At 61.5% G+C, this 13,650-nt stretch carries 13 protein-coding genes; 8 read left to right on the top strand and 5 right to left on the bottom strand.

The annotated features are described in order from the left end of the window. The first annotated feature begins 213 nt into the window (after window positions 1–213). Together BM400_RS12020 and BM400_RS21700 are read left to right on the top strand one after the other, a co-directional pair. Window positions 214–1,143, top strand: coding sequence for an acyl-CoA desaturase (locus BM400_RS12020; RefSeq protein WP_175529120.1), 930 nt, complete (start codon window positions 214–216; stop codon window positions 1,141–1,143). An 89-nt stretch (window positions 1,144–1,232) separates the two neighbouring features. After that, window positions 1,233–1,634 carry a DUF3761 domain-containing protein gene (locus BM400_RS21700; RefSeq protein WP_141223908.1) on the top strand — a complete coding sequence of 134 codons (402 nt, stop codon included), beginning with the start codon at window positions 1,233–1,235 and terminating at the stop codon, window positions 1,632–1,634. A 6-nt stretch (window positions 1,635–1,640) separates the two neighbouring features. Here BM400_RS21700 and BM400_RS12015 read toward each other — a convergent pair whose 3' ends face one another. Then, complete coding sequence (locus BM400_RS12015; protein WP_089839383.1) at window positions 1,641–2,594, bottom strand: sensor histidine kinase; 954 nt, start codon at window positions 2,592–2,594, stop codon at window positions 1,641–1,643. A 295-nt stretch (window positions 2,595–2,889) separates the two neighbouring features. Between BM400_RS12015 and BM400_RS12010 the strand changes: the two genes are divergently transcribed. Next, window positions 2,890–4,017 carry an SIS domain-containing protein gene (locus BM400_RS12010; RefSeq protein WP_089839382.1) on the top strand — a complete coding sequence of 376 codons (1,128 nt, stop codon included), beginning with the start codon at window positions 2,890–2,892 and terminating at the stop codon, window positions 4,015–4,017. Between the two features lie 102 nt (window positions 4,018–4,119). On the opposite strand, the gene BM400_RS12005 is transcribed toward BM400_RS12010, so the two are convergent. After that, on the bottom strand, window positions 4,120–6,747 hold the full coding sequence (locus BM400_RS12005) for a sensor domain-containing phosphodiesterase (RefSeq protein WP_089839381.1): 2,628 nt from the start codon (window positions 6,745–6,747) through the stop codon (window positions 4,120–4,122). A 314-nt stretch (window positions 6,748–7,061) separates the two neighbouring features. On the opposite strand from BM400_RS12005, the gene BM400_RS12000 reads away from it, so the two are divergent. The 3 genes from BM400_RS12000 to BM400_RS11990 all read left to right on the top strand — a co-directional run bounded on the left by BM400_RS12000 (window position 7,062) and on the right by BM400_RS11990 (window position 9,983). After that, window positions 7,062–7,763, top strand: coding sequence for a hypothetical protein (locus tag BM400_RS12000; RefSeq protein WP_089839380.1), 702 nt, complete (start codon window positions 7,062–7,064; stop codon window positions 7,761–7,763). Window positions 7,764–7,898: 135 nt separating this feature from the next. Further along, window positions 7,899–9,122, top strand: a complete 1,224-nt coding sequence (locus BM400_RS11995; protein ID WP_089839379.1) for a PQQ-dependent sugar dehydrogenase — start codon at window positions 7,899–7,901, stop codon at window positions 9,120–9,122. A gap of 90 nt (window positions 9,123–9,212) precedes the next feature. After that, window positions 9,213–9,983, top strand: a complete 771-nt coding sequence (locus tag BM400_RS11990; RefSeq protein WP_141223907.1) for a c-type cytochrome — start codon at window positions 9,213–9,215, stop codon at window positions 9,981–9,983. Window positions 9,984–9,995: 12 nt separating this feature from the next. Here BM400_RS11990 and BM400_RS11985 read toward each other — a convergent pair whose 3' ends face one another. Next, window positions 9,996–10,856, bottom strand: a complete 861-nt coding sequence (locus tag BM400_RS11985) for a TIGR03435 family protein (protein ID WP_089839377.1) — start codon at window positions 10,854–10,856, stop codon at window positions 9,996–9,998. A 143-nt stretch (window positions 10,857–10,999) separates the two neighbouring features. On the opposite strand from BM400_RS11985, the gene BM400_RS11980 reads away from it, so the two are divergent. Then, window positions 11,000–11,365: a VOC family protein gene (locus BM400_RS11980; protein WP_089839376.1), complete on the top strand. Its 366-nt coding sequence runs from the start codon at window positions 11,000–11,002 to the stop codon at window positions 11,363–11,365. Between the two features lie 30 nt (window positions 11,366–11,395). Here the strand turns inward: BM400_RS11980 and BM400_RS11975 are convergent, their stop codons facing one another. Beyond that, window positions 11,396–12,283 (bottom strand): rhamnogalacturonan acetylesterase, encoded by an 888-nt coding sequence (locus tag BM400_RS11975; RefSeq protein ID WP_245781841.1) that lies wholly within the window; start codon window positions 12,281–12,283, stop codon window positions 11,396–11,398. Between the two features lie 57 nt (window positions 12,284–12,340). Here BM400_RS11975 and BM400_RS11970 point away from each other — a divergent pair, with 57 nt between their 5' ends. Then, window positions 12,341–12,760, top strand: coding sequence for an EamA family transporter (locus BM400_RS11970; protein WP_089839374.1), 420 nt, complete (start codon window positions 12,341–12,343; stop codon window positions 12,758–12,760). 67 nt (window positions 12,761–12,827) lie between these two features. On the opposite strand, the gene BM400_RS11965 is transcribed toward BM400_RS11970, so the two are convergent. Then, window positions 12,828–13,622 (bottom strand): TIGR03435 family protein, encoded by a 795-nt coding sequence (locus BM400_RS11965; RefSeq protein ID WP_089839373.1) that lies wholly within the window; start codon window positions 13,620–13,622, stop codon window positions 12,828–12,830. Window positions 13,623–13,650: the final 28 nt, after the last annotated feature.

Here is a 13,650-nt window from a genome sequence, read left to right as displayed (position 1 = left end):
AGTCTTACAACGGGCCCTCTCGCATCCTGTTAGCGTTGTCCTCAGCAGTACATGAGGACGAAGAAAACAACTATGAGCCCTACACTGACGACCCCCGGTAAGAAGCAAGAGACCCAGTTCGAGACCCCAGAGCAGATCGCCGCAATGAGCGAGTTCAACAACACCACCACCCGCGTTCGTGGCGTGGCCTTCGACGGCAAGAGCGTGCAGACCATGGCCGGCGTCAACGTCGCCCAGGAGGTTGCCAAGAAGGTGAAGCAGGACCTGCGCATGGGCCGTGAGCACCAGCAGGGACGCGTCAACTGGATCACGACGATCGCGATGGGCTTGTTCCATGTCGGTGCCATCGCTGCTCTCTTCTGCTTCTCGTGGAAGAACCTGGCCGCCTTCTTCATCATGTACTTCTTCGCGATCAATGTCGGCATCGGCATGGCCTACCACCGCCTGCTGACCCACCGCGGCTACAAGGTTCCGAAGTGGCTTGAGTATTTTGTAACGGCCTGCGGCTGCCTCGCGCTTGAGGGTGGACCGATCTTCTGGGTGGCCACGCATCGCGTGCATCACCAGAACTCCGACCATGAAGGCGACCCGCACACCCCGCAGGACGGTACCTGGTGGGCACACGCCGGCTGGATCCTTTCGGGCCGCGCCATGCACTCCGAGACCGCTCTGCTGGGCCGCTACGCTCCTGACCTTACCCGCGACAAGGGTCACGTCTGGCTCTCGAAGTATCACTATCTGCCGCTTGTTGTCACCGGTCTGGCGCAAATTGCCATCGGCTGGGCTCTGACCGGCCACTTCCTCGGTGGCATCACGATGATGCTGTGGGGAACGTTCCTCCGCGTTGTGGTTGGCCTGCACGCGACCTGGTTCGTCAACTCTGCGACGCATCTCTATGGTTCCAGGCGCTTTGAGACTCGCGATGACTCGCGCAACAACTGGTGGGTCGCGATCCTGACCGGAGGCGAGGGCTGGCACAACAACCACCACGCCCATCCAGTGAGCGCGCGTCACGGTCTCGCCTGGTATGAGTTCGACATCAACTACTACGGCATCTGGCTGATGGAGAAGATGGGTCTCGCGAAGAAGGTTCAGGTCGCGAAGTTCGATCCCGCCGACCCTAAGCCCGCTGGCGCCAACTAAAGAAAGCACTTAGCAAAGAAGCGAGCCGCACCGATCCTCATCGGCGCGGCTCGTTTTCTTTGCTACGATGATCCATCCAAGGAGCCGAGATGAACACCTTGTTTGCGATCGTTTTGCTGGGCGGGCTGATAGGTCAGGATCGCCCGAAAGAAGCTACAGGCCTTTGTAAAGACGGGACTTACACCACATCCGCCGTGAAGACAGCGGCGTGTCACGGGCATAAGGGGATCCACACCTGGTATGCGGATGCTCCAGCCTTAACTCCCTTCGATTCAGGGCGATCTGGCATTGCGGAGGAACGGGCAAAACTGCTTGCGCAGCCACCCGCTGCCGGCGGCGGTCCGGGGCTGGTGTGGCTGAATGGGACGGGCAAGGTGTATCACTGTCCGGCGTCGTCTTTTTATGGAAAGACGAAGACAGGGTCGTACGTAACCGAGGCCGATGCGAAGGCGAGAGGGGCTCATCCGGCGCGCAACAAGCCTTGTGTTTAGAGGAGCTTACTTCTCGTCGCCAATCCCCGTGTAGAGGGTGCTGGCCGGAGCGCCGCTGGGGTTGGCGAGGGGGAGCTTGAGTGTCATGGTCGTTCCGAGGCCTGGGCCGGGGCTTTGGGCTGTGACGTTTCCGCCGTGCTGTTTGGCGATCGTCTTGACCAGGAAGAGGCCCAGACCGGTGCCTTTGATCTTGTTGAGCGAGCGTCCTGGGACGCGGTAAAACCTTGTAAAGATGCGCTTTAGCTGTTTCGACTCGAGACCGACCCCCGTGTCGGTCACCTTGAGCGACATCCAGGTGTAACGGGTGATGGAGAGGGAGACGCGGACGTGCACGCCGTCGGGGGAGTATTTGACGGCGTTGTCGAGGAGGTTGCGGATGGCGGTACGGAGGTCTTCCGCGATGCCCTGGACGTAGAGCCGGACGGCTCCGGAGGTTGGTTCGAGGATGATGGCGTCGTGGGGCAAGTGGTTTCTTTGCAGTGTGATAGCGACACAATCGGCGACCAGCGGCTCGACTTCGAGGACGGCCCGGTTCTGCTGGCGCTGCCGCTGGCCTAGTTCGCCGGCCTTGAGGACCTGCTCTACCGTGGCTAGGAGGCGCTCGGTGTCGGAGAGCATGATGCCGTAAAACTCCTTTTGCTGCTCGGCTGGAACCTTGCGGCGCTGGAGGGTTTCGAGGTAGAGGCGGATGGAGGCGATGGGGGTTTTGAGCTCGTGGGTGACGGCGTTGAGGAAGTTGTCCTGGCGTTCGTTGCGGCGTATCTCTCTGATAAGAAATACCGTATTCAGGACGACGCCAGCGACGAGGACGGCAAAGAGGATGATGCCGACGACGAGGTAGGCGACCTGGCTCTTGTGCAGGACGATCCATCCGACGTTCAAGGTGATCGTCAGGCCGGTGAGGAAGACACCCAGCGTGATGAAAAAAGCGATCGCACCGCGTCGTCGGTTGAAGTTCATGTTCCGAAAAGTATAGCGTCTTCGGGGTTTGTGGTTGATTCTGGGTGCTTGTGGTGATGTTCCGGTTTTCTTTGGTTTTTGTGCCGGTTTCTTGTGGAATTCCCTGCGATTTTCCGGGCCGTAGAACGTGGGCAAATGTCTGGAAGATGTGGTTCTCGCACTGGATTTTGCGTGGATGGTGCGAGCTAGGGCTTAAGGTCTAGGTTTCGCTCGGCTTTTGACCGGCTTGCACTAAACTTAATGGGTTGATGACCTGCGGCGATTCCCTCGTCGTGGGCTTTGGAGGCTTTGGTTTATGTCCGTGATGCAGACATCGCACCCTTACCCGCACTGGATGTTGCGGGAGATCCATGAACAGCCCGCGACCCTGACTGCTACGCTGGCCCGGTATGTTGCCGACGGAAGGTTTCGCGAGGACACCTGCGGGCCTCTGCGGGCCTGGCTGAAGGATGCGGGCAGCGAGATCGTGATCTGCGCGAGCGGATCGAGCCGGCACGCCGGGATGGTTGCCGAGATCCTGATTGAAGACGCGAGCGGGATCGCCGTGGACGTCGAGTACGCGAGCGAGTACACGTACCGGGCCGAGCGCGCGGTGAAGAATGCTGCGGTGATGGTGGTGTCGCAGTCGGGCGAGACGGCGGATACGCTGGCGGCGCTGCGTCGCGCGGTGGGAGCCGGCCATCCTACGCTGGCGATGACCAATGTGGATGGGTCGACGATGGCTCGGGAGGCTACGGCTTCGTTTCCGACCGAGGCCGGTCGCGAGAGGGCGATTCCGGCGACCAAGAGCTTTACGGCCCAGTTGTTGAATGTGTATCTACTTTCGCTGCTGGCGGCCGAGGCCAAGGGTACGGAGCTGCCTACGGTCGGGCTCGAGGAGCTGGCCAAGGTCCCGGGGTTGATTGCGGAGCAGCTTGCGGGCTGGGAAGAGAGTGTCCGCGAGGTTGCGGCACGGTACAAGGAGGCTACGAGCTTCCTGTTCCTGGGACGTGGCGTTCACTATCCGGTGGCGCGTGAGGGGGCTCTGAAGCTGAAGGAGTCGGCTTACCTGCATGCGGAGGGGTATCCGAGCGGCGAGCTGAAGCATGGACCGAATGCGCTGGTGAGCGAGGGGATTCCGCTGGTGATGCTGGCTACGGTGGATCGGCAGGATGCGGGTTCCATCGAGCGCTATGAGAAGGTCGTAGCCCTGATGGAGGATATGCGGAAGCAGGGTGCGGATATTCTTGCGATCTGCAACACGGCCGATGCGGTGGTGGCTAGACTGGCGACCAACGTGATTGAGGTGAAGGAGACGCGCGAAGGGCTACTGCCCATCTGCGAAGTGGTGCCGCTCCAGTTGCTGTCTTACTTCATGGCGATCAATAACGGGATCGATGTCGATCATCCACGCAACCTGGTGAAGGCCGTGGTAGCCGAGTAAAAGCGCGTTCACGGATATTAAGGGATGAGGTTGAGACGAAGGCTTCCGCCCCAGGGTGGAAGCCTTCGTTTTGTGGCGAGAGATGCCGTTTGTCAGGGTGCCTCAGGAGTTTTGTCTGTCCCGCAGCAACTTTTCCATCTGCGCTGCGGGCAACGGTTTGGAAAAGAAGTATCCCTGTCCGTAGCGGCAGCCGAGGCCGATCAGGCGGTCCCGCTGTTGCGCGGTCTCCACGCCTTCCGCGATGACGCACATATTGAGTGAGGCACCCAACTGGATGATGGAGCGAGCAATGGCGAGGCTCTCTTCACTCTCTTCGAGGCTGCGGACGAACGACTGATCGATCTTGAGCGAGTGGAAGGGGAGTCGATGGAGATAGTGGAGAGACGAGTAGCCCGTTCCGAAGTCATCCAGATCGAGACGAACACCGAGACCCCGCAGCGCATCCAGCTTCTGCTTGGCGAGCTCCATATTTCCGATCAGGGCGCTCTCCGTGACTTCGAGGGTGAGATTGGCAGCGACACTCGATCGTTCTTCGAGGACTCTCCGTATGGCCTCGAGGAGGGTTCGATCCTGGAACTGCCGGGTGGAGAGATTGACCGCCATGTTGGTGGACGAGGTGACGATCCCCGCTTCCGTCCACGACTGGAGCTGACGCATCGCTTCCTCGAGAGTCCACTGTCCAATCTCCACGATCAGTCCATTGTTCTCGGCATTTGGAATGAACTCAGCAGGTGAGATCATGCCCCGGGTGGGATGACGCCAGCGCACCAAGGCTTCAAAACCCGATATCTGGCCGGTGCTTAGAATGACTTTCGGTTGATAGTGGAGGAGGAGCTGCTGCTCGGTGACGGCGCTGCGCAGATCCGACTCCAACTCCAGCCTGCGCTGCGTGCGCTCGCGCATGTCAGCCTGGAAGACGATGGGCGTCTCCGACTCTGCATCCTTGGCCTGATGCATCGCGACATCGGCATCTTCGACGATCCGTTCGGCGCTCGTATAGTCGCGTTGACACATGACGATCCCTATCCTGGCGGTGACGGAGAGGGTTTGTCCTTCGGACTCTACGGGAGCACTGAGGATCACCTGAAGGAGGTTCGCATAGGTGACGACATCCTCCACGTCACGCACGCCTCCCAGCAGAATGGCGAACACGACACCGCGCATGCGTGCCACCACGCTGAGGGAGGTGAAGTCGTCCGCGGGCGCCACGATGCGATTGGTGCCTGAGGGGGAGAATCCGTCCTGGATGCTATTGCCGGCAAGGGTCTCCTGCAATCGGCGGGCGATCTCGACCAGGATCCTGTCCCCTTCCCGATGTCCGAAGGAGTCGTTGATGTGCTTGAAGTGGTGCATGCCGATCTTGATGAGGGCGAACGTTTTGTTTCTCGGGCTCTCCGCATCGAGCCGATACTCGAGGTGTTCCAGCAAACAGCTACGCGTGTGAAGACCGGTCAGGGGATCGACGCAGCGGTATTCCGTGATGTCGCTCATGGAGCCCGTCATGCGGATGATTGCGCCGTCCTGGTTGCGTACGATGTTGCCTCGGCTGCGCATCCAGTGCCATGTGCCGTCTGCGTGCGCGATGCGATATTCTCCCTCGAAGTCGGAGTCGTGGCCACTGGCGAGGATGGCTCCCTCCCGATCCCGGCGCAGGGCATCTTTGGGATGGAAGCGATCGAACCAATGCGCGATGTCGCCGAAGTGTTCGACTGCGGGGAGACCAAGAATCTGTTGCCAGCTCGCGGAGAAAAAGGCCTTTCCGGTCTGTACCTCCCAATCCCAGATGCCGTCCCGGAGGCTTGGCGTCGCGAGGCGGTAGCGTTCTTCCTTCAACCGGGTTGCCGATTGCAGCGCATGTGCCGCCGTCACATCGCGGAAGAAGACGACGAGGCCGTTCGTGGCGGGATGAATGGAGACTTTGAACCAGGTGTTGGATCCCGGGTAAAAGTCCTCAAAGTCGATGCGGACACGTTCCCGGGCGGCCCGCCGCAGGTGACGTTCGAAGGGTGTGCCAAGAGCCTCCGGAAACGCTCTCCAGAGGTTCCTGCCCAGCACGTCTCCTCTTGCATCGGTAAATCGATTCGCGTTCTCGTTCTGGAAGGTAATCTCCCAATCGTGGTTGAACAGAACGATGGAGTCCAGGGTGCTTTCGAGGATCTCATTCGCATGTTCCGCGGCGACGCGGAGTTGCTCCTGCGAGTGGGCGAGTTCCATTGCCACGATCCGTTGTTCCAACAGATTGGAGGTGAGGCTCGCGAAACGGCTGAGCGACTTCCGGTCGCTGTCTGCGAACTCGGTGCGGGCGACGAAGTCGAAGATGCAGAATGTACCGATCTTGTATCCATCGCTGCTCAGCAACGGAGCTCCTGCATAGAAGCGAACGTGGGATTCCCCCAGCACGTGGGGGTTGCGGGCGAAGCGAACGTCCGTCGTGGCGTCCAGGACCACCATGGTTTCTGTTTCCAGCAGGAGATGGCCGCAGAAGGAATCGTCGCGCGATGCCTCACGCATCTCCGCCCCGAAGCTGGACTCGATGAACTGCCGGTTCTTCCCGATCAGAGTGATGAGACAGAGCGGTGCATGAAAGAGGGAGGCACCGATGGTGGTGAGTTGATCGAAAAGAGGATCGACAGGGGTGTCCATGATGCTGTACCGGGACAGCGCCGCGAGCCGTTGCTCCTCCTCGGCGGGGAGAGCGGCTGGAATCGACTGGTACATGTGATCGATCAAATGCGTCCGAGCTCCGCGATCCTAAAGCTTGCTCTACTTATTGACGCAGCTATCGAGAACCGAGATTCCAGAAGTGGCTGAAAATAGAATGCCTTTGCATCCCCTCCTCGTAAACTTCACGGTATCAACATCGCGGACGCAGCCTTCGAGCGACGTCTGGTGATGGTAGATTCATCTTGCAAAGCCAGTTTTCGAGCGCACCGCGATGAGAATGCGAGACGGTTCGGGCGTCCGGCTGTCTGCACGAACCGATCTGGCCCCCTGGTGGCGGACGATCGCCGGACCAGCCAAGGACCAAAGAGCCGAGGACCAAGATGGAGCCGCCACGCGCCACCGGAGTTCCCGTTTTCTATCTCACCGGGCGGCAGCCGCTGCGGCCAGGAGCCGTGCTGTTCGCGATCATGGTGGCGGCGGCTGCGCTCTCGTCGGTGCTGTATGCGCTGGCTCACAACGGACATCTCTCGCGGAGCTCGGATGATTCCGGGGCGGCGCGCTCGGCGGGTGAGCGGGGGGCTGCCGAGGACAAAGACGACCCGAATCAGATCGACACGATTGTGCTGGGGGATCCTGCGGACGCTCCTGTGCCCGGGCGGAAGGGCGACCATGTGAGCAGCGTTCACCCGACGATCCTTGTGCGTCTGCCGCGGTTCGGTGAGCAGGTGGGGCTGATCCCAGACTCGGCGGCCGGGCGATTGCTCTATGGATGGCTTGCCGCCTTCAACACGGCGAATCAGGCCTCGCTTGGCGATGTGCTGCCCAATGTTGCGGGAGGCTCAGCGGCAGCGGCACAGATGGAGCTGAGGCAGCAGACCGGAGGGTTCAGCCTGCTGTCCGCGAAAGAGGTGCAGCCTGGAGTGCTGGTGTTTCGGCTGCGCGACCAGACGCCGCTGGCGACCGAGGTTCTCGGGACCCTGCAGGTGCGTTCGGGGAGCAGTCCCGCGACGATTGCGAGCTTCAGTCTGCGGGCGGTTCCGTCGCCGCGGCGTGATGCGACGGTGCCGGCACCTGCGCGGTGAACGGACGGCGGATGGTTCATGCCACAAACGGCGAAGCGCGTTACTCTGTTACGAAGTGAACTATCACGATGGCGCGCGTTGTCGTGAGGAAGCTTTTTCAACGTGGGATTAGTTTAGCCATAGAGGGAGAACGAGATGAAGCACATAGCGATCGCGGGGCTTTGCCTAGCCATGTCCGCGAGCGGAGCATGGGCACAGGTGAACGTAGGGGAACAGAAGCCCGAGGCCAGCCTGCCCTTCAAGATGGAGCAGGTCACGACGTTGAGCCTGCCGTGGAAGATTGCTTTTCTGCCCGATGGCCGGATGCTGATTACCGAGAAGGTAGGCGGTTTGCAGCTTGTGACCCCGCAGGGAGCGAAGACCCCGATTACGGGCACGCCAGCCGTTCTATGGCGCGGCCAGGGCGGGATGCTGGGTGTTTATCTGTCGCCGCACTATGCAAAGGACCACTTCGTGTACCTGACGTACTCCGAGCCGGGTGAGCCAGGTGGTTCGAGCCTGGCGCTGGCGCGGGCACAGTTGAAGATCGGCACGGATACGGCGAGCCTGGAGGGGCTGCAGGTGATCTGGCGCGATGGCGAGCGGGGCGAGGGCGGTCAGTTCGGCGGCGTGGTTGCGTTTGCTCCGGATGGCAAGTCGCTGTTTCTGACTTCGGGCGATCGTCAGCGCATGACGCCGGCGCAGGACCCGAACCAGCCACTGGGCAAGATTCTGCACCTGACGCTGGATGGCAAGCCGGCTCCGGGGAATCCGATGGCAGGCAAGACAGGGACGCAGACGGTGACGGTGATCGACCCGCCCGCGGATACGGAAGAGGCGAAGACGGCTCCCACGGTGAGAACGTACACGTTTCCCGGGCCGAATCTGACTCCGGCGGAGACGTGGGCTTCGGGCATTCGCACGCCGTATGGACTGGCGTTCGCGCCGGATGGCCGGTTGTGGGAGCTGGAGCATGGTCCGCGCGGCGGCGATGAGCTGAACCTGATCGAGCCGGGCAAGAACTATGGATGGCCGCTGGTCTCGTATGGCAAGAACTATAACGGGGTGGCGATTCCGAGTCCGGATACACGGCCCGACCTGGCGAAGCCTGTGCTCTATTGGGTCCCGGTGGTCGCTCCGGGCAACCTGATGTTCTACAAGGGGACGCAGTTTCCGCAGTGGAACGGCTCGGCTCTTGTGAGCGGGCTGGCCGCGAAGGCGCTCGTTCGCCTCACGTTCGATGGCAAGGGCGGCGCAAAGGCGGTGGAGCGTTGGGATGTCGGGCACAGGATCCGGGATATCGAGGTTGCGCCGGATGGCTCGCTGTGGATGATCGAGGATGCCAAGCCGGGTGCTCTGTATCATCTGACGCCGCAGTAAAGGGCGTCTCCAGGCGTTGCGGTCCACCGTTGCCGATGAACGGTGGACCGCGATCTTCCACTCTTTACAACCAAGAAGAGCGATGACGATATGGACCGGAGATTGAACGGAGTGTGGGGCGGGATGTGCGCTTTGCTGTGCGGGCTTGGGCTTTCGACGGCAGCCTATGGGCAGGCTCTGCCGGATGGGACCGGCAAGGCGGAGTTCGTCCACAACTGCACGGCGTGCCACCGCGCGGATATGGTGACTGCCGCGAAGAAGACTCCGGAGGAGTGGAAGAAGAGCGTCTTTGAGATGGCGTCTCGCGGTGCGGACGGAACACCGGAGGATCTGAACAAGGTCGTGGTGTATCTGGTGGCGCACTATGCCAAGGATGGGTCTGGACAGGCTGCTGCGACGCCAGCCGCTGGACACGATGCGCTGAGTTCCGCAGAGCTGAATACGGTGAATGGGCTGATTGCCGACAATGGCTGCGTGATCTGCCATCGCATTGAAAAGCAGGGTGGCTATATCGGGCCGGAGTTGAATGGGGTGGGAGCGCGACGCACGGCGGTTCAGATCCGGGAGGCGATCGTGCATCCGCATCCGACGCTTGCTCGGGAGAACAGGCTGGCGACGATCACCACGGTCGATGGCAAGACGACGATGGGTCGTATGGTGAGCGAAGACGAGCACACCGTGCGCGTGATCGACACGTCGGGAACGACTGTCAGTTACTCCAAGCCGGAGCTGCGTTCGTTGACGGTGGTCGACACAAACCCGATGCAGTCGTATGAGAAGAGGATTGCTCCGGAGGATCTGCCTGTGCTGGTGCGCTACCTCAGTTCCCTTCCCGCTGTGGAGGAAAGCTCCAAGAAGTGATGGGTTGGCGGGCTAGTTTTCGGTCGGCTTGGTGATGGTGTCGACGATGAGGTTGGGCACGTCCTCATGAACTGCTTCGAGCTTGAGGCCGAGCTGCTCCTGCACCGCGGTGAAGATGGAAGGCCAGCTCTCCGGATCGCGTGCGGACCACTCGCGGCCGAACTGGAGGGTGTAGTTGTAGGTGCCGGTGAGGCCGGTCTTGTCCACGACGGGTGCTTCGACCATCGCGCTGAGGGCTGCGGTGATGGCACGCAGGGGGGCGCTCGTTCCGACGAACTCGAGGCCATGCTGCGATCCATGCGTCTGGACGTTGGAGGGCGGAGGGGGTGGCGACGGCTCTCCATCGGCTGGCGGAGGGGGCGTGGGCACCGGCTGCATCTTGACACCGCCTTTGAAGATGACCAGGTTGTAAATCGCGCTGTTGCGGGTTTCGAGATGCGTCTTGAGGTCCATACGCTCAGCCAGGAGGACGCGGATGGCGTTCCGCTTCTCGAGACGGACCTCGTTTTCGGGGAGCTTGGCGAGTCGGGCGTCAGCGGCTTCGTCGGAACGGGCCTGGATGTCGTAGAAGGTATTCGCGACCCAGTCCGGAGCGCCGGCGATCGGAGCGTCGAAGCCGTAGGCGATCTGGAGAAGGGTCTTCATCGGAAGGTTCGTGGCTTCGAAGCGGCTGGAGTGTGCCGGACTGGAGACGGAGACGTGGAAGTTGGGGCCGGGCGGCGGAGCAAGGCGGATCGTGGCCACATCGAAGGTGAGCGTGGGCTTGTAGCCGGGTTCGTCCAGGATGGGAGCCTGCGCGTGCAGGAACGGGCCCGACAGGAAGACGAGCGAGGTCGCGAGCAAACCGATAGGGCGCTGAACCATGCGGAACATGAGCGTAGGACTCCTTGTAGAGGATGATACGGGCGAGTGCGTGGCCCGGTTCACCGATTCATACGAAAACGATTTGCTCCGATGTACACTCGCTCTGTGTCGCCGGAGACAGATCCGGCTACGTCGTTTTTCGAGGAGGCTTCATGGCTTCAGTTACTGGCTTTGGTGGTGCGTTTGTCAGGGCGAAGGATCCGAAGGCGCTGTATGCGTGGTACGAGCAGCATCTCGGTCTCGTGCTGACCGATGGATACTTTGCGTTTCCCGCAGCGGGGCAGCGCGCGCCGATCATCTTCTCCTTCTTCGGCCAGGGCGATGCGTACTTTCCTACGGCACAGAAGGCGATGATCAACCTGCAGGTGGATGACCTGGATGGCGTGCTGGACAGGCTGATCGCAGCGGGCGTCACGGTCGACCCGCAACGCACGAGCTACGATTTTGGGAAGTTTGGCTGGTTCACCGATCCGGAAGACAATCGCGTGGAGCTATGGCAGCCCATCGACGCGGAGTAAGGTTGTGTTGTCCCGGACCTGTCGCTGACGTCAGGGTTTGAACGGCTGAATGTCTTTGGCCTTTCCGGAGAAGAAGGGTGCGGCTGGGTCAGGGTTGAGGGCTTTGAGGCCGGCAACCACAGCGGCGGCGTTGAGCTCGGCCCCAGCACGGCTGGTGTGGGTATGGGGGTCGGCGAACATGGGCTCGACGGCGGCTTCGCCGAGGGCGTCGTACTGGCGCGCAATGATCTCGTTGAGGTCGATGAAGGCGATGTGCTGCTCGGTGGCGATGGCCTTCGCCCAGCCACCGTAGGAGTCGGCGTTGCGGACGACCTTGCCGTTCTTCCAGGTCTTGCGCGGGATGGGTGAGCAGAGGATGGGAGTAGCTCCTGCATTGATGGTATCGACGACATACTTGCGGAGGTACCAGCCGTAGGAGTGGACGGTCTCATTGATCTTGAGGATGGGATTGTAGATGTCCTTTGTTTCGTCGCCGATGCCTTTGATGGTGCCGCGTGCGCGTGCGGGATCATCGAGTGGGCCGTCGTCGTTATGGCCCCACTGGAAGAGAATAATGTCGCCGGGTTTGACGAGGGCGAGGGTCTCCTGCCACTGGCCTTCCATGATGTAGGAGCGGGAGGAGCGGCCGCCGATGGCGCGGTTGTCCACGTTGATTTTGGTGAGGTCGAAGAGGTCAGCGAGGGGCTCTCCCCAACCCCACTGGCCGCCGGCACCGTCGGCCTTGCCGTTGCGTACGGTGGAGTCGCCGACGAGGAAGAGTGTGGGGAGTTTTGGATTGGCGGGGGGCTTGAGGCCGATGCGGGCGTGAGCGGCGGGATCGGTCGTGGAGCCTTCCATGGGTACGGTTTTGGGGTCTGTTTGAGCACGGAGGAGGGCGGGCAGAAGAAGGACGGCGAGGAGAAGGGTGCGGGGGCGCATGGTTGAGGTTTACCGGGCGGCGGGGGTGGCGTCAAGCGAAGGGGCTATGCTGTTGGCATGACTTGGGTGCTCTGGGCGGTTTTGTCGGCGGTGTTCGCAGCGGGTACGGCGGTTCTGGCGAAGGTTGGGGTGGAGGGTGTCGACTCCAACCTGGCGACGGCGGTGCGAACGAGTGTGATTGTGGTGTTTACATGGGCCATTGCGATTGGATTGGGGAAGCATGGCGGGCTGGGCTTGATTGGACGCCGGAGTTGGGTGTTCCTCGTGCTTTCAGGGGTGTGTACGGGCCTTTCATGGCTTTGCTATTTTCGGGCTCTGCAGATGGGGGAGGCGAGCCGGGTGGCTCCGGTGGACAAGCTGAGCGTGGTGCTGGTGATCCTGTTTGCGGCGGCGTTTCTGGGTGAGAGGCTGACGTGGATGAAGGCGGTGGGGGGCGTGCTGATTGCGGCGGGGGCGGTGGTTCTGGCTTTGGCTTGAGGGTTATGTGGCGGTTCAAGCCCACATCTCAGAAGCGAGATGTGGGGCACCCGGGTTGGTGGCGCGGTTAGTCTTCCTTTGGTTGGGAGGCTTTGTCTACTATGAGGACTTCTACCGGGCCTTTCGATGGGTTGAGTTTTAAGCCTAGCTGCTCTTGTACAGCGGTGAAGAGGGATGGGCCGGACTCCTGGGTGGCGTCTTCGGTTGCAGCGGGATCTTTCCAGGCGAGGGCGATGTCGTAGAAGCTGGCGAGGCCGGTTTTGTCGATGATGGTGCGGTCGAGGATGCGGCCGAGGTTGGCGCACAGGTCGCCGATACGGACACCGGTTGCGTCCAGCGTGGTGCCGATGACGGAGGTGCTGCCGCGGCCGTTGTGGCCGGGTTTGATGGGCTCGGGCTTGTCGGATGGTGGGGGCGGCGGGTTTTCGATGAGATGTGGGCCTGGGCCGGTTCTGACCAGTTCGTAGACGGGGAGGGTGCGGCTCTCGGTGTGGGCCTGGACACCGAAGCGGTCGGCGAGGAGTTGCAGGTAGATGGCGCGGCGCTGGGCGCGGGTCATGTGCTGGAGGTAGTTGGCGTCGTCGGAGAGGACTTTGGCGCGGATGTCGAAGCGGTCGGACTCGGCCCATTTGGGCAGATTGAAGATGAGCGTGGCGCGGAGGCCGTAGGTGTTGGAGAGGAGGTCCCTGACGGTGGCGTCGCGGATGGTGATGGAGTCGACGGCCATGCTGATGCGGAGGCGGGTGTCGGAGGAGTGGCTGGGCTTTACGGTGGAGACGAGTTCGTATGCGGGTGGAGTGCTTTGTGCTGAAGCCGCAACGGACAGGAGCGCGCAGGCGACGAGGGTTCGAAGGGGATGCATGGGAGGTTATACGAGGTATACTGGAAAT

Origin of the sequence: Granulicella pectinivorans (genome assembly GCF_900114625.1) — a bacterium.
Classification (GTDB): domain Bacteria; phylum Acidobacteriota; class Terriglobia; order Terriglobales; family Acidobacteriaceae; genus Edaphobacter; species Edaphobacter pectinivorans.
Note: the sequence above shows the minus strand (reverse complement) of the source record. Positions and strands in the feature narration are given on the sequence as shown.